Below are 17,578 nucleotides of genomic sequence, written 5' to 3'. Positions count from 1 at the left end.
ATAAATATAGTAGTATTTTGATCATTCTTGATTGATATAGCAATAACAAATATTAACTTCGAGAAGCGAGAAAAAATCAAAAACGAGCTTGTTGAAAAAGAAAAATTTTCCATATTTCAAAAGGCGTGCGGTTACCGCACCAATTTAGAATTCGTCAAATACAAATACAGAATATGTGAATTACCGGACTAATCCGTAAAAGCTCATATATTCCTAGCCAATGAAGGAGACCATCATGGCAAAGACGATGCAAGCCGCAGTAGTGCGTGAATTTGGAAAGCCGCTTACCATCGATGAGGTACCTATTCCCGAACCGGGAGAAGGAATGATTCAGGTAAGTGTGCAAGCATGTGGTGTTTGCCATACAGATCTACATGCTGCACATGGCGATTGGCCGGTGAAACCGAACCCGCCCTTTATTCCCGGACATGAAGGTGTGGGCTATGTCTCAGCTGTGGGGCGTGGCGTAAAACATGTGAAAGAAGGCGATCGGGTGGGCGTTCCGTGGCTATATACGGCCTGCGGATGTTGCTCGCATTGTCTGGCCGGATGGGAAACGCTTTGTGAAAATCAGTTGAACACAGGTTATTCTGTCAATGGTGCATTTGCCGATTATGTTGTGGCTGATCCGAATTATGTTGGACATCTACCAAAAAATATCGGGTTTAACGAGATAGCACCCGTTCTGTGTGCCGGTGTCACAGTTTATAAAGGTTTGAAAGTAACAGACGCAAAACCGGGCAACTGGGTTGGTATTTCCGGCATTGGTGGCCTTGGTCATCTCGCCGTACAATATGCAAAAGCAATGGGCTACAATGTTGCGGCAATCGATGTTGCCGATGACAAAATCGAACTGGCAAAACAATTAGGGGCAGATGTCGGAATCAATGTAACAAAATACACTGATGCGACTGCCGAATTGCGTAAGCTTACCGATGGTGGCGTGCATGGCATGCTCGTTACGGCTGCGTCTCCAAAAGCGTTTGAACAGGCGCTCGGTATGGTTCGTCGTGGCGGCACTTTGTCCATGAACGGACTACCGGCGGGCAGTTTTCCGGTATCGATCTTTAATATGGTGTTGAATGGAATAACACTGCGTGGCTCCATTGTCGGCACAAGGTTGGATCTTCAAGAGGCATTGGATTTTGCCGCTGCCGGAAAGGTCAAATCACATATTTCCACCGATAAGCTGTCTGACATCAATCATATTTTTGATAATATGATAGCAGGCAAGATTGAAGGCCGGGTTGTCCTTGATATGACTAAATAAACATATGCCAAGCAAACGTTTTTCGGGCCTGATTATTCAGGCCCGATTATTTTAAGCGCTATATTTTTGACGAATTTGGAACCGCATTCGGATGTTTTTCTGGAGCCATGTGTTCTCTAAATTTATGCCGTATTGTCTGAAGGGGGCAATCACCAGATCAAGCGTTTATCAGCTCTTTCTGATTGTTCGATATGTTCAGAAAAATGGGCGTTAAATGATCTTGAAGTGACATTAGGAAGCTCGATCAATTCCGCTTCCTGCCATATGTAAGCGCTGTGAATCTTGTCGGACAATGATCTTCGGTAACCTACTGCTTTTATAAAACTGCTTTACTGTGGCTAAACGTTTAACGCATGAATCATTATAATCTTGTCTGGTGGAAACCCGTTCGTTTTTTGCCATCAGCGCAGATTTCATAAGAAAAAACGTACCTGTTTTTTGGCAATCAATTTCAATTTTCTTTTGTATAATCGTAATTACTCAAAAACCACCCATATAGCTTCGATTGAAGTCAAATTCGTCTTGGTCGGGCACAAATTGGTATTAATCGATTTTTGTTCGAAGTTTGCACAAAAAAGAGTTTGGCTAAACAAGATTGAAAGACAATTATCGATCAAAATCGGAATTTTATGACTTTTTGCTAAACCCGCATTTGCAGTGGGCACTCTATTTATAAAATACGGTTTGAACCCGGGGATTTCATTTTCGTGAATCGAAAAAGTTGTAAATTTACGTTCCTAAATGTGGGGGGGGAAAAAGCTTTCGTAAACTGGAAACCACTTTTCTTTTCTGATGCCAGCGGTGCTGTTTGGCGGTGTCAGATTGTAAGACATAAGTACTTTTAACCAAATGTCCGGGTAAAGTACTGGTGCGTCAGATATTCACAGGTAATTTTATTGTGTTGATTAATGCAGTAGACAAAACTTTATAAATAATAATAGAAATTTGAAGGAGGGCTTTTGTTGGCGGTGGAGGCCACAAAGCAAGTATTTTTCATTGTGAGGATTTTCAGGAGGAGGGGCATATGGCGACCATAAGAAAACCCTTAACCACAACTCAAATCATAATTTTGATCATCTTGGCGGTACTGGGAGCCTTTTCATTGGGCTATATCGCGCTTCAACGGGGTGAAGCAATCAACGCCATGTGGATTGTTGTGGCGGCAGTTTGTGTCTATCTGGTTGCCTACCGGATTTACGGGATTTTTATATCCAGTGTTGTTTTAAAAGCGGACAGCACGCGTATGACACCAGCCTATCGGCGTAATGACGGGCTTGATTACGTTCCAACAGACGAAAAAATTCTTTTTGGGCATCATTTTGCAGCAATAGCGGGAGCAGGGCCCCTTGTGGGGCCGGTACTAGCTGCGCAAATGGGGTATCTACCGGGACTCTTGTGGATTCTGGCGGGATGTGTTCTGGCGGGAGCCGTTCAGGATTTTATGGTATTATTTATATCCACGCGGCGCGATGGACGTTCACTCGGCGAGCTGGTTCGTGAAGAAATGGGGGATGTTGCCGGTGTAATAGCCTTGATTGCCTGTTTCATGATTATGATTATCATCCTCGGCGTGTTGGCAATGGTGGTCGTAAAGGCTTTGGCGGGAAGTCCATGGGGAACATATACAGTCGCTTTCACTATCCCTCTTGCCTTTTTTATGGGGATATATCTGCGCTTTATCCGGCCTGGCAGAATAGGTGAAGTTTCCGTTATCGGTCTTGTCCTGCTTCTATTCGGCATTGTTTCAGGCGGCTGGATAAAAGACAGTTCTTATGCGTCCTGGTTCAATTATGAAGCAACAACATTGACGTTGATGATCATCATCTACGGATTTATTGCAGCGGTTTTACCTGTGTGGTTACTGCTTGCACCACGCGATTATCTGTCTACTTTCTTGAAAATCGGTACGATTGTTGCTCTTGCAATTGGTATTGTTGTGGTTCGGCCGATGCTCGAAATGCCGGCTTTAACCAAATATGTGGACGGCTCCGGACCGGTTTGGGGCGGTAACCTCTTTCCATTTCTTTTTATTACAATTGCCTGTGGGGCAGTCTCGGGTTTCCATGCTCTCATTTCATCGGGAACGACACCGAAAATGTTGGCTAATGAAGACCAAGCCTGTTTCATTGGTTATGGTGGCATGTTGATGGAATCTTTTGTTGCCATCATGGCTCTGATTGCTGCGAGCGTCATCAATCCCGGTGTCTATTTTTCAATGAACGCACCATTGAGTGTGCTTCTTCCATCTGGAACCGGCGATCTTGTGCAATCGGCTGCAACAGTTGTTTCAGGATGGGGATTTCAGGTGACACCTGAAATGTTGACAAATATCGCTAACGAAGTGGGCGAAAAATCCATCATTGCCAAAACAGGCGGTGCACCTACCCTTGCCGTGGGGATGGCTCATATTTTGCATAATGCTTTAGGCGGCTGGATGGGCATGTCCTTCTGGTATCATTTTGCAATTTTGTTTGAAGCATTGTTTATCTTGACGGCGGTTGATGCCGGTACACGTTCGGCTCGTTTTATGCTTCAGGATCTCCTTGGTATTGTGGTTCCGCATATGCGAAAAACAGATAATCTTTTCGCCAATTTGGTTGCTACCGCACTGGTTGTGCTGATGTGGGGATATTTTGTTTACCAAGGTGCGGTCGATCCCAAAGGCGGTATATATTCGCTTTGGCCGTTATTCGGTATTGCAAATCAAATGCTTGCAGCCGTTGCGCTCCTGCTATGTGCTGTTGTGTTGTTTAAAATGAAACAGCAACGTTATGCCTGGGTGGCGATTGTTCCGGCGGCATGGTTGTTCATCTGTACAATGACGGCCGGTTGGCAGAAAGTGTTTGATGCCAAGCTTAGCTTTTTTGTTGCTGCCGGAAAAGCGGCTAATAAACAATTGGCAGTTGGTAATTATATCAACGGTATCTTGACGGCATTATTTATGGTTGTCGTTGTTACGTTAACCTTATTCACGATCAGATCGGCCTTAAAGTCACTGAAAAGCGATAAACCCACTGTCCATGAAACGCCTTATGAACCGTTTCCTTCTGAACCTATTAAGGTCAGATAAAAGAGGTGGGTACAAACAACGTTATGGCGTTACCAGAAGGTAGCGCTATAACGTTAAAAATATGGAGGATGCTGAATATGTGCTTGAATTTCCTTAGCGTTGGCAAGTTTCTTGGTCAAACAGCGAAGTTGATGGTCGGAGTACCCGATTATGACACTTACGTTCAACATATGAAGAATGTTCATCCTGACCAGACGCCCATGTCTTATAATGATTTCTTCCGGGAGCGTCAGGAAGCAAGATATGGAGGGAAGGGCGGTTTCAAATGTTGCTGACATGAAAGGCAAAAAGAAGGGGCTTACCGGTTTTTTACAAAAACGAATAAAATTAGAGAATAGTGAAATCAATGGATTCGAAAGATTTCAATTGGTTTTTCCTATTTTTTAAGTACGCAATCTTTTAATTGCACCGTCATATTTCATGTTGATGTTCTTTATCGTAAGCGAGGCGAATTAATAATTAAACTGCTGTAAAGACTTCCGGATTTGAAACGCAATTCGTCCGATAATAACGTGGCTGGCTTTATGATTATGCCTCGAATATGCTTGTTCTATTCATGGGGCACGATGCCCTTTCTTGCTCCCTTCAAATAGCTCATCGAGAAGGCAAGCAAACTCACGATTGACGATGGATTTCAATTGGCAGGTTGGTTGCGATGTTTTGAATAATGGCAGAACATTCTCTGCTTAATTGCCGAATTTTACGTGGCTGTTTCGATTTTTAGAATGTGGTTAACCTGTTAAAATTCTAAATTTGTCTCCTTTATTGCTTTGATAATCGTAGTACTCAAAGTTGTTTGAGCCGGTTTTTACAAAACGAGATATCTGCAACAATATTTTTTATTCTGTGTGAAAAGGCCCGCTTGAACATCCAGACGGGCATTTTGGCAAAAATTAATCTACAATTACAATTTTTAAATCACCGTGCAAAAGAAGTCAGTATCCGACAAATTCGAGAAAGACGGGTATCCTCATTTCTCTATCGGTTTGATGACTTATGGTCATTTTTTTCTGCCTGTATCTTGTCAATCAAGATTGCATGAAGAGATTTTGCAAGACTTTTATAATCTTCATCAAAATGATGTCCGCCAGGCAGTTTTAAACGTTTTGTTGCATCAAGCGCAGGATCTGTACAAGCAGTATCATCTTCGTCCTCCCCATAGACACAGACCGTTTTATCTGCAGGCACATATTGCATCTGATCAAGAACAGGTGTGTCACCCGAACCGCCGAGCCAACCATCAATGGAAATCTGAAAATCCGCTGTTTTGGACAAGCCCATGAGCGCTATCATAACCGTTTGGTCTTTGACCGTTTCATCAAGTACTTCCCAAGCAAACGGTAAAACATCCGCTCCGAAAGAATAACCGAAAAGTGCAACCGGTAACCGTTGTTCGGGGTCAGCCTCTTGAACAAGTTGCTCTATATCTTTGGCAATTTCCTCAGGGGTGCGTGTACTCCAGAAATAACGTAACGAGTCGATGCCGATCACATGAATATCCTGGCTTTGCAAAAGATCGCCAATTTCCATATCGATATCACGCCAACCGCCATCGCCAGAGAAGAAAATAACCAGTGCCTTTGCCGGGTTTTTGGATGGCATATCAATAATGGGCAGGTCGGCATCCGCCGCATCGCGAATAGCATAATCAAGCGCTGTATCAACAGTTTCCTTCATCCGCGATTCAAAAGCCGGGTCCTTGATGATTGCGGCAACTTTATCTCGTGCCGCCTGCTTTACGTCATTACCGGCCAATGAATTACTGATAATCGTCACCGGAGAGGGGACTTTTACACCTGTTTCATAACTATAGCCGCCGTCGGGCATTTTTGTTGCGTCAGCCTCTTCCGTGCAGGAAGGTAACCGTGTGTGCGACGATTGCGACGGATCAAGGACTACAGTGCCGGCTAATGTATTTTCCGGAGAATCGGCGGCTGCTGCATAGGAAACCGTGCCTCCTTCACCAATTCCGACCACAACAGGATGAAAATAAACGTCAAGATCCAACCGGCGCAAAATGTCTTTTGACAGAGCTTCAAGATCGGATACGAGATAAACACAATCGCCATCTTCTTTATCCAGTTCCTCGCGCCAGTTATCAAAATTGACAGATGCCACAATAAGGTTCCGTTTCAGCAATGCCGCAGTCATATCTGTTTCCCGTGTTTTTGGACCACCGGTATCGGAAACGAGTATAACAAGACCTCTGATATCTCCTTGCGGCAAATAAACCGGTATATCGGTGAAACGTTCTCCTTCTGCATAAACAACAGGAGATGTGGAGCCGATGAAACTTGCCCATAGCCGGTTGATCTTGCCCCGATGCAAAACACCATAAGCAGCGGCTGCAATAATAAAAACGGCCAAGACCAATAAAATTATACGTCGGATTGTCATTTGCGTAAAAACTCCAGCGGGTTGCCGTTGATAAGTGTTGTGACATCAAAAAGAACTTTAGCGGTTTCAAAACCACCGGGGCAGATCAGATAATGCGGTGACCAAACCGGATCGAACTTATCCTTGAACGCTTTCAGGCCATCAAAATGATAAAGATCACGTCCGCGCCGATAAATAAAAGAGCCTATACGTTGCCACCTTGCAGCCAGACGGTTGGTCGACAGACCAGCGAGAGGAGCAGCTCCCAAATTGAACCACTGGAATCCTTGTTCTTTGCCATAAAGCAACAGATTGGCAAATAATGCATCCATCATAACTTTGGATACATTGGGCAGGTAACGCATCATATCGACTGTTATTTCATTTTTGTTACCACTTTTCCAGACATTGGCAAAAGCGACAATCTGATCATCTTTGGTCATGACTGCGACATCGTAACGTTTTAAAAATTCGTCATTGAAATAACCGATTGAAAAACGTTTTTCAGCTCCGGATTTCGAGGCAAGCCACGTATCAGACACATGTCGCAGTGCTAACAAATGATTTTCTACTTCATTTGCCGGAATAATGGAAAACACCAAGCCCTCGCGGGTCGCTTTACGTTCAGCATAACGGAATGGTTGGCGTTTTGGCCCGTCAAGTGAAAAATCGGGGAGGTAGACTTTGGCGACCTCGCCCAACTTGATTGCGGTTAACCCCATATCGAGATAAAGCGGCAAATGACGCGGACCTACGCCGTAAAAAACAGTGCGCAAGGCTGCATCATCGGCATGTTTACGAAATTCCCAAGCGAGATCGTTAAAAACCTTTTCGTCATTGCTTACGGGTTCACCTAAAGCAATCAAGCTACCACCGGATTTACTGTACATAATAAAGCCGTCCTCGTTGGGAGAAATCAGAAACTGTTTATCTCCAAGTAGCGCTAATGCAGTATCCGACAAAGGTGATTGGGCAACGAGCTTAGGGATACAATCAGGAATCGTTGTCGCGCGTTTTAACCGCTTGCGCAGTGGTCTATGGATAATATTGTAAAGCGCTGCAATAAAGATAACGGAAAATATGACAACGCTTGCTCTTAAAAAACGCGGTGCATTGGCGTTCCAGGCGAAACTCCACCACAATTCATTTGAATATTCGACGTGACGGTAAACAAAAAAGCCGAGCCATATAACCGCACATGCAAAGGCGGCAATACTGGCAAGCCAACCCCAACTTATGGTCAAACCATTATTCAATGGCCGACGATAAAACGAGCGTTTGAACCCCCATAAGATCAATGCAAATATGCACAGAATAGTAGCTTCTTCCCAATCAAGTCCTTTGGTCAGGCAGAAAACCGCACCTGCAAGCAAAAGGAAGATGGTAACAAACCATGCATTGACAAGGCGTCGCGCCAATCCGTAGGAAACAACGAGAAGTGTTACACCGATAAGGCTGGCGGCCAGATTCGAAGTCTCGATAAAGATCAGGGGTAATATATCCGACAGGACATCAAGTCTTATCCGGCGCCCGGGAGTGACAACCGATATCAACATTACGACACCGGCCAGAAAGGTCAGACCGGCCGATATGAACGGTATCATCGGTTCGATAATGCGCGAAACCTGTGCGGCACGTGCCGAAACACGTTTGCGTTGCCGGAACATTTCCCAGAATGCGATGCCGACAATTGCAATGACGAGCGGCAATATTGTGTAAATCAACCGGTAGGTCAGAAGAGCAGCCACACCTTGTGCGTTTCCGGCAAGGCCCAAACCACCAATGAGAATGGCTTCAAAAGCGCCAAGGCCACCCGGTGAATGGCTAACCACACCGATAACAATGGCAACTGCGAAGACCAGATTGAAAGCGAGAAAACCGGTTTGTAAATCGGCAGGCATGAGCACATAAAGCGTGGCAGATGCAGAGGTAATATCAATCAGACCCGCAAAAATTTGCATCAAAGCGCCGCGAGAACCAGGAAGTTTCAAAGAAAGCGGGCCAATTTTCAGCTCTCTTGCTCCGCCGTAAAGCCACAAAATCAAAGCAATCAATATGAGAATAATGGCGATGCCGGCAATCCTGTCAGCCGTTAAATTTAAGGTGCCGAGAAGGGGGAGATTTTCAGGTTCGAACGCAAGCGCAAATCCGATAACGGTAAGCAAAGCAAACCACATTGAAAACCAGGACATGCTGATGATACGCCCGATATCGGCAAGACCGACACCTTCTCCCGCATAAACGCGGTAACGGAGTGCTCCTCCGGTAAGAAAGGAAAAACCGAGAGCATTGGATACAGCATAACCGGCAGATCCAGCGAGAGCTGCGACCGGCATTGTGATTTTACCAGGTGCTATTGTGCGAGCCGCTACGACATCATAAAGCGCAATGCCGCAAAAACTTAGCGCGGTGAAGAACAATGCAAGCAACAATGTCGGTGTTGTATAACTTTTGAAAGCCTCGATTGTGTCGTGTCTGGAAGTCGTTTTCAAAAGTTCCCAGAGAACAAAAAATGAAATTGCAGCGATTGTCAGTCCTAATAACGGAACAATCGATGTTTTTGCCAGATGCAAAAGGCACGAGGGCTGCTTGCGAGCGTTTTTGTCAACGGTGTTCTCGTTCAGTTCATTTTCGCTTGTCATTTTTATCCTTTTAAACCGTTGGTCAATGCGCCTATCGGGACTGTTTGGAACCAGTATTGCAAAACTCTATGGATTTAATTTGTCATATTTATACGAAGGAACAGATTTTTATAAGTGTAGCTTTTCGTAAGGTTGAAGGTTTTCATTGAGATTAATATAGGATAGAACTGTTACAAAATTTACGGAACGAGACAGTTGTTTTCAGAATTATCGACATTCGGGGTATTTTTAGGCGGAGCACTATCATTTTTATCGCCTTGTGTATTGCCGCTGGTGCCTCCTTATCTATGCTATATGGCCGGTGTTAGCGTCGAAGATTTTCGCAATAGCGACATGCAAAACAAACAGCCCGTCCGTCTAGCATTGTTTGTCGCTGCAATCGCCTTTTCATTGGGCTTTTCAACAGTTTTTATCGCACTGGGTGCAACAGCCAGCACCGTCGGGCATTTTATCGGTCAATATCGTGACATATTGGCGATGGTTGCCGGGATTATTATTATAATCTTCGGACTTAATTTTTTAGGTGTATTCAGAATCGGAATTCTCGCGCGGGAAGTTCGCTTCCAGACGAGAAAAACACCGGCGGGTCCATTGGGAGCCTACATTATTGGTCTGGCGTTTGCTTTTGGATGGACACCCTGTGTAGGACCGGTCCTTGGACCGATTCTGACTTTTGCCGGATCAAAAGAATCGGTTGGTGAAGGCGCATTACTGCTCGGTATATATTCGCTCGGTCTTGCTATTCCTTTTATTCTGGCGGCCTTGTTTTCAAACTTCTTTATGTGGTTTTTAAGCTCGTTCAGAATGCATTTGGGAAAAGTCGAAAAGATCATCGGTATATTGTTAATTATCGCCGGTATCCTTTTTTTAACCGGCGATATGCAAAATGTTTCATTCTGGTTGTTGGAAAAATTTCCGTCTTTGAGCAGTGTCGAAGCATTGGGCTGGTCGGACATTGTCGATTTTTTCCATAATCTCTTTTGAGGATTTAAAAGGCAAATGATTAACCGTAGCTGTCTCTCAATAATTCTAGCAGCAGGCGAAGGCACGAGAATGAAATCGGATTTGCCGAAGGTGCTGCATAAAATTGCCGGTTTGCCTTTGGTTTGCCACGTCGTTCGGCAAGTTCAGGCCGTCAAAAATGGTGAAATTGCAGTTGTTGTCGGGAAGGGAGCCGAAGAGGTATCTTCGGTGGTAAAAGACTTTTCCAAAAGTGCCAAAATATATGTTCAAAAAGAACGACTTGGCACTGCGCATGCAGCACTGGCGGCGCGCGAAATGCTGTCCAAAAATTTTGATGATGTGCTGGTTGTTTTTGGTGATACACCACTCATCGAGTTAGCTTCGCTCAATCGCGGGCGTGATGAGCTCGCGAACGGTGCCGACATTGTTGTAATGGGGTTTGAAACCGAAAATCCGTCAGGCTACGGTCGTTTGATCGAAAAAGACGGAAAACTTCAAGCAATTGTTGAAGATAAAGACGCAACCATTGAACAGAAAAAGATAAAATTATGTAATGGCGGTGTTATGGCGTTGAATGGCAAACGTGCTCTTCCATTGCTCGAACAAATCAAAAATGAAAACGCAAAAAAAGAATATTACCTCACGGATGTTGTTACAATTGGTATTTCTCAAGGACTGGATGTCCGAGCAATTACGATACCGGTCGAGAATGTTCTGGGTGTGAATACGCGCGTTGAACTCGCCGAAGCCGAAGCATTGTGGCAAAAACGTAGAGCCAAAGAACTCATGCTATCCGGAGTAACAATGCTGCGACCGGAAACCGTTTATTTTTCATATGATACCGAAATTGCCCGCGATGTCATTATTGAACCGAATGTTTTCTTCGGTCGTAATGTAAAAGTGGAAACCGGCGTTGTAATTCATGGCTTTAGCCATTTGGAAGGGGCAATTGTCAAAACGCATTCGGAAATCGGGCCTTATGCGCGTTTGCGTCCCGGAGCGATTCTCGAGAATTCTTCAAAAGTCGGTAATTTTTGCGAGATAAAAAATGCAAAAATTGGTGAAAAGGCCAAAGTCAACCATCTTACTTATATTGGGGACGCAGAAATTGGTGGCGGCACAAATATTGGTGCGGGAACCATAACCTGTAATTACGACGGCTTTAACAAGTGGAAAACGATTATCGGCGAGAATGCATTCATCGGGTCAAATTCCGCTCTGGTCGCGCCTGTTGAAATTGGTAAAGGTGCTTACGTTGCGTCGGGCAGTGTAATAACCGAAGAGGTACCAGAAAATTGTGTGGCCTTTGGTCGCGCAAGGCAGATAAACAAAGAAGGACGAGCGGATTTGTTGAGACAAAGATTCTCGTCAATGAAAACAAAAAAATAATTTATGATAGAAAAAATCCATTTTTGACATTTAAAAAAAAGGAATTATTTTCTATCTAGAACTAACCCAGGCCAGAAAAGTCAGGAACAAAAACACTTTTAAATTGGTTATGCTGTCCTAACTCTTCTAATAAACAGATTAATACCCGGAGCGAAGTTTTATATGTGCGGAATTATTGGAATCCTTGGTAAAAGGGACGTGGCACCTTTGCTGCTTGACGGTTTGAAAAGGCTTGAATATCGGGGCTACGATTCTGCAGGCATTGCTACTGTCTACCAAGGTCATCTTGGACGCTTACGAGCCCCCGGTAAGCTCGTCAATCTTGAGGAAAAACTGAAAAAAACGCCGCTGAAGGGCGAAATTGGCATTGGACACACCCGTTGGGCTACCCATGGCGCACCGATTGAACGTAATGCTCATCCGCAGATGACTGAAAAAGTAGCTGTGGTTCATAACGGCATTATCGAAAATTTCGCCGAATTGCGGGACGAACTCGTAGCTGATGGCTGTGTTTTTGAATCTGATACGGATACCGAAGTTCTGGCTCATCTCGTAACGAGAGAAATAAAAGGTGGATTGACACCGGTCGAGGCAATGCGTGTTAGCCTCAAGCGGTTGCGCGGCGCTTATGCTGTTGCTCTGATTTTTGAAGGCGAAGAAGACCTGATGATTGCGGCTCGCTTTGGCCCGCCACTTGCTATCGGTTATGGTAAAGGCGAGATGTTCGTCGGGTCGGACGCGATAGCACTTGCTCCATTCACCGATCGGATTTGCTATCTTGAAGACGGTGATTGGGTTGTACTTACCCACAATAGTGCAACAATCTATGATGCCGATGACCGGATTGTCGAACGTGAAATATCGACATCTTCAGGTAATGCTTTTCTTGTTTCGAAAAGTAATCATCGCCATTTCATGCATAAGGAAATGTTCGAACAGCCTGAGGTCATTTCGCACACTTTGGCCCATTATGTCGATTTGGGGGGTGGCAAGGTCAATGAATCTGCCAATCCGATCGATTGGGTCAATATTGATCGTTTGGTCTTTGCAAGTTGCGGAACAGCCTATTATTCGACATTGGTAGCACGTTATTGGTTTGAAAAATTATGCGGGCTGATTGTCGAAAATGATGTTGCTTCGGAATTCAGATATCGCGAGCCGCCTATGACCGATAAAACCTTGGCGATGTTCGTGTCACAGTCGGGGGAAACCGCTGACACACTTGCATCCTTGCGATATTGTCGGGCCAAAGGAATAAAAACAGCAACTGTTGTCAATGTTCTGGAATCGACCATGGCAAGAGAAGCGGATTTTATGTTCCCAACGCTTGCCGGCCCCGAAATAGGTGTTGCCTCGACAAAAGCTTTTACCTGTCAATTGTCTGCTCTGGCATCGGTTGTTCTGACTGCTGCCAAACACCGAGGTATGCTTGACCGGAAAACCGAACAGAAAATGGTTCAACAGCTTTCCGAACTTCCTAGAATTATTACGGATGTTCTGAAACTGGATAGCGACATTGAAGAAATATGTCGTGATCTTATGAGTGTTAGGAACATTCTCTATATTGGTCGCGGCACGTCCTATCCAATTGCTTTGGAAGGCGCTCTCAAGCTCAAAGAGCTGTCCTATATCCACGCCGAGGGGTATGCTGCGGGGGAATTGAAACACGGGCCAATCGCACTTATTGATGAAAACATGCCCGTTATTGTGGTCGCACCACATGATAGGTGGTTCGACAAAACGGTTTCGAATTTGCAGGAAGTGGCTGCGCGTGGCGGACGCATTATTCTGATTACAGATAAGGATGGTGCGGCTAAAGCAGGGGTGAATAGCCTGTCAACAATTGTTATGCCGGACGTTCCGGAATTCATTGCACCGATTGTTTATGCAGTTCCGGTCCAGTTGATTGCTTATCACACGGCGGTCCTGCTTGGTACAGACGTAGATCAGCCACGTAATCTCGCTAAATCTGTAACTGTTGAATAGACCGATATTCAACTTGCTAAAAAATAATCATTCCTCCTCGCTTCTGGGGAGGAATGATGTCAATTGCCTGATTTTTGCTCCTGCGACTCCAAAGGGATAGCGACAGCAATAATAGGACCAAGCCCATACCACCAATCATAACGTTTCAGTTCGGGGGCGTAGAGGCTTGAGATTGACCCGTCAAGGAAGAGCGCGTTCGGGGTTTTCATTTCATCACGAAAAAACCGCGCGAATTCTTCAAAATTCACTCGTCCTTCGGAATTGACAAAAACAACAGTTCCATCTGTTCTGATGCCAACGCCATTGCGATATTCAAGGTAAGGCGAGTTGACAATAAACCGTGGATGAATTTTGTTTTCGATGACGAGCATCGGCCCGGATTGTGTTGCAATATCCGGTTTGATTGTCGATTTCAGAAATCTATCCGTATCCATAACACCGGCTTTTTTCCCCTCGACAAAGAAAATACCGTTCGGCTTCATATGAAAATTTCCCGGCCCATCCTTGGTAGAAACGGGATGAAGCGTTTTGCCATTTTCAATATAAAGGCCGACCGCTGAAAAATCCTTGTGGTACATGCCGCCATTGACAGCAAAAGCAATCGTTTTCCCTTGTTCCCGTAAATATTTTTCAACATTGCGAAAATATTTGAAAGGTTCACCGTTTGCATTGTTTAGAAAAAGCGAAATATCATATTTTTCGGGATCGACCTCGCAAACGATATAAGATTTATTTTCGAATTTCTGGTGGTAGCAGAAATTGTGTGTTGTGATTTTTTCTTGCGTTTCTTGAGGTTTTTGATCTTGTTGTTGTGGCTCGGTTACGATGGGCGGATTGGAACCCTGCGGTGTGTTCTCAGGCTTTTCGAACGTTGGTGTTTGTCTGAAAAACATAAAACTTCCCACTGTTACCAATATTCCGGTGAGCGTTATCAAAAGCGGCGTGATGATATGGTTCTTTTTCATAATTTAACCGGCTCGAAGTAATCTTATGGCCCCGTCCTGGCGGAAAAGGTAAAGCAACAGTCGCAATGCCCGACCGCGTTCCGACATGAGTTGCGGGTCTTTTTCCAGTATGAGGCGCGCATCCTTTCGGGCAATTGCCAATAAATCGCTGTGAACTTCAAGATCGGCCATGTGAAATTCGGGAAGTCCGGATTGTCTGGTTCCTAATACTTCACCTTCGCCACGAAGTCGTAAATCTTCCTCGGCAATACGAAAGCCATCTTGCGTTTCACGCATGACATTCAGTCTCGCTTCGGCAATTTTACCAATCGGTGCCTTATAAAGCAAAATACAAGATGATTGTTTGTCACCTCTTCCAACTCGTCCACGTAACTGATGAAGCTGTGAAAGACCAAACCGTTCGGCATGCTCGATAATCATAATCGATGCGTCAGGGACATCGACGCCGACTTCCACGACGGTGGTAGCGACAAGCAAACGCGTTTTGCCTTGCTTGAAATCCTGCATCGCCTGATCTTTTTCGGTGGCAGCCATTTTACCGTGAACAATTCCCACAATATTGCCAAAACGGGCATGGAGAATATCAAATCGCTTTTCAACGGATGTGAGCTCCAGGCTTTCTGACTCCTCGACCAGTGGGCATATCCAATAAATCTTGTCACCACGTTGAAGTGCCACACTGACGCGGTCGAGAAGCTCTGCCAATCGCTCTTCCGGTAAAATAGCTGTGGTTACCGGTTTCCTCCCTGACGGCTTTTCTTTTAGTTGTGAAACATCCATGTCGCCAAATGCAGTCATAACTAAAGTTCGTGGAATAGGGGTGGCGGTCATGACAAGCATATCGGGTCGGATGCCCTTGGCCAAAAGATTAAGGCGTTGATGAACGCCAAAACGATGCTGTTCGTCAATAATTGCAAGCGAGAGATTATGATAGTCGACGCTGTCCTGAATAAGTGCATGCGTTCCAATGATTATCGCGGTTTTCCCGCTTTTGATATCATCAAGAATTTTTTCGCGGCTTTTACCTTTTTCGCGGCCAGTCAACAAAACGGTTTTCAGGCCGATTTTTTCAGCCAAAGGACCGATTGTTGCAAAATGTTGCTGTGCCAGAACTTCAGTAGGCGCCATGAGTGCGGATTGACCGCCATTTTCGGCAATTTGGGCCATTGCCATAAAAGCCACCACAGTTTTACCGGACCCGACATCGCCTTGTAACAACATCAACATTGCCTCGTTCGAGGCGAGGTCTCGCGATATTTCGGCAATGGCCGCTTCTTGACCTTTTGTCAAAGTAAAGGGCAGGGCGTGCAGGAGTTTTTTTGTATATGTGCCTCTTTGGGGATTGGATTTGCCAGCTAGTTTCTTGGTTTTGTGCCGGACTAACCCCAGCGCTAATTGACCTGCCAGAAATTCATCATAAGCAAGGCGTTTTCTTGGTAGACTGTCGACACTGACATCGGCGGGGTCTACCGGTGTGTGAATACGGCGCAAAGCGACGCTGAAGGATGGAAAACCGGATTGTTTGAGCATTGTGTGATCAATCCATTCCGGTAATAAAGGCAACCGGTCAAGCGCTTCACCTATTGCACGGCCTAAAGTTTTTCCAGACAAACCGGCCGTTAGCGGGTAAACGGGTTCTATAAGTGGCAGTTTTTCACTCTGCGATGCAGGAACGATATAATCGGGATGAACCATGGTAACATGGCCGTTAAATCGTTCCACTTTACCGGAAACAATAACTTTTTCGCCCTCGGGCAATTGGCTTTTTAGCCAATTTGGTTGAGCATGAAAAAACACCAAGGTAATTTCCCCCGTGTCGTCATGACCGAATATCCTATAGGGAAGGCGTTTATTATTGCTTGGAGGAGCCTGATGATAATCGACAACTATCTCGGCAGTTGTGACAGCACCGTCTAACGCAAAAGCAACGCCGGGGCGCTGTCTACGGTCGATAACAGAGTGTGGCATTAACTGGATGAGATCGATAAGTCGGGGTTCGTCTTGTGCCGGATCGATGTTCAGGAGTTTGGATATTGTTAAACCGACCTTTGGCCCTATGCCGGAAAGGCTTCGTATCGTCGCAAAAAATGGGTCAAGTAATGTCGGTCGCATGACTATGAATTTAGCGGCGGGAAACCATTTTTACCAGTATCAAAATCCTGTTCATCAGCTAAAACTTTTTGAAGCTGAAACGGTTTCGAAAATCGCGAGGAATGTTTTTCCGTACGGTCAAAAAGGAACAAATGTCATTCCTTTTGAAATGACGATAATTGTTATTGGTCTCTCACTGCATATGCCGGATAGACTGGTCTTTTGCTATTCTCCTATTCGAAGTGGAGTCGTAATAATTCGAAACCTTAAACAGTTTGTGGCAGGAGTTCCATGAAGCTTTAAGCCATTCAATATCAACGGAATTTTTTTAAATTCAAAAGAATGATTGCAGAAAAAGCATGTTCGACTATTTTGACCTTTAACATGCATCTTGAGGACCGGATAGGCGCCTGTTTTTTAAAAGCCTGATAGTTTGAAACATTCGTATTGTCGTTTTGTGCGGATTGGCTATTTTAAGCCTCGAAACAATCGGCCGATCATTGCGAAAGTGCTGACGGATGCCGCTTGAGCGAAACTTCTCATTTAAAAATGCAGGACTGGGCGGGATCGGAAACCCTGTATCAGTCGAATATCTGGGAAACGATAACGTGTAACCGAACCTTGGTTGCAAGGACAAAGTCCTGACGAGAATATTTCTCTCTTTTGAAATTGTGAGAGGAAATATCATTCATGGAAATAAATCATTAACTATGGAAAGCATGGCGAAAATAAAAACTTGAAAACAGAACAAAACCAGAACATAACGGATACATAACAAGAAAGGAAAAGCTGATGTCCGAAATTTTATATGATGTGTTGTCCTTTG

The 17,578-nt window shown here is 44.8% G+C and carries 10 protein-coding genes; 6 read left to right on the top strand and 4 right to left on the bottom strand.

The window, feature by feature from the left end:
* Positions 1 to 235: 235 nt before the first annotated feature.
* From adhP to H3S82_RS07210, 3 genes are all read left to right on the top strand, one after another.
* Entirely contained in the window at positions 236 to 1,270 is a 1,035-nt protein-coding gene (gene adhP, locus H3S82_RS07220; RefSeq protein ID WP_198232024.1) for an alcohol dehydrogenase AdhP, read from the top strand.
* Positions 1,271 to 2,294: 1,024 nt separating this feature from the next.
* Positions 2,295 to 4,340, top strand: a complete 2,046-nt coding sequence (locus H3S82_RS07215; RefSeq protein ID WP_198232025.1) for a carbon starvation CstA family protein — start codon at positions 2,295 to 2,297, stop codon at positions 4,338 to 4,340.
* Positions 4,341 to 4,417: 77 nt separating this feature from the next.
* Positions 4,418 to 4,615 (top strand): YbdD/YjiX family protein, encoded by a 198-nt coding sequence (locus H3S82_RS07210; RefSeq protein WP_078040385.1) that lies wholly within the window; start codon positions 4,418 to 4,420, stop codon positions 4,613 to 4,615.
* A gap of 703 nt (positions 4,616 to 5,318) precedes the next feature.
* On the opposite strand, the gene H3S82_RS07205 is transcribed toward H3S82_RS07210, so the two are convergent.
* Both H3S82_RS07205 and mprF read right to left on the bottom strand, forming a co-directional pair.
* A complete protein-coding gene (locus H3S82_RS07205; RefSeq protein WP_198232026.1) occupies positions 5,319 to 6,737 on the bottom strand; it encodes a virulence factor family protein in 1,419 nt (472 codons plus the stop codon).
* Positions 6,734 to 9,358: a bifunctional lysylphosphatidylglycerol flippase/synthetase MprF gene (gene mprF, locus H3S82_RS07200; RefSeq protein ID WP_198232027.1), complete on the bottom strand. Its 2,625-nt coding sequence runs from the start codon at positions 9,356 to 9,358 to the stop codon at positions 6,734 to 6,736. Before mprF ends, H3S82_RS07205 begins: the two co-directional genes overlap by 4 nt.
* Positions 9,359 to 9,553: 195 nt before the next feature.
* Here mprF and H3S82_RS07195 point away from each other — a divergent pair, with 195 nt between their 5' ends.
* The 3 genes from H3S82_RS07195 to glmS all read left to right on the top strand — a co-directional run bounded on the left by H3S82_RS07195 (position 9,554) and on the right by glmS (position 13,696).
* On the top strand, positions 9,554 to 10,342 hold the full coding sequence (locus H3S82_RS07195) for a cytochrome c biogenesis CcdA family protein (RefSeq protein ID WP_077971554.1): 789 nt from the start codon (positions 9,554 to 9,556) through the stop codon (positions 10,340 to 10,342).
* 15 nt (positions 10,343 to 10,357) lie between these two features.
* The gene (glmU, locus tag H3S82_RS07190; protein WP_198232028.1) at positions 10,358 to 11,710 is read left to right on the top strand and encodes a bifunctional UDP-N-acetylglucosamine diphosphorylase/glucosamine-1-phosphate N-acetyltransferase GlmU; all 1,353 of its coding nucleotides are present in this window, start codon (positions 10,358 to 10,360) and stop codon (positions 11,708 to 11,710) included.
* 162 nt (positions 11,711 to 11,872) lie between these two features.
* Positions 11,873 to 13,696, top strand: a complete 1,824-nt coding sequence (gene glmS, locus H3S82_RS07185) for a glutamine--fructose-6-phosphate transaminase (isomerizing) (protein WP_198232029.1) — start codon at positions 11,873 to 11,875, stop codon at positions 13,694 to 13,696.
* Between the two features lie 59 nt (positions 13,697 to 13,755).
* Here glmS and H3S82_RS07180 read toward each other — a convergent pair whose 3' ends face one another.
* Entirely contained in the window at positions 13,756 to 14,661 is a 906-nt protein-coding gene (locus H3S82_RS07180) for a phosphodiester glycosidase family protein (protein WP_246785248.1), read from the bottom strand.
* Between the two features lie 3 nt (positions 14,662 to 14,664).
* Positions 14,665 to 16,773: an ATP-dependent DNA helicase RecG gene (gene recG, locus H3S82_RS07175; protein WP_198232030.1), complete on the bottom strand. Its 2,109-nt coding sequence runs from the start codon at positions 16,771 to 16,773 to the stop codon at positions 14,665 to 14,667.
* Between the last annotated feature and the right edge of the window lie 805 nt (positions 16,774 to 17,578).

Origin of the sequence: Bartonella sp. M0192 (assembly GCF_016102305.1) — a bacterium.
In the GTDB taxonomy this organism is placed as follows: domain Bacteria; phylum Pseudomonadota; class Alphaproteobacteria; order Rhizobiales; family Rhizobiaceae; genus Bartonella; species Bartonella apihabitans.
Note: the sequence above shows the minus strand (reverse complement) of the source record. Positions and strands in the feature narration are given on the sequence as shown.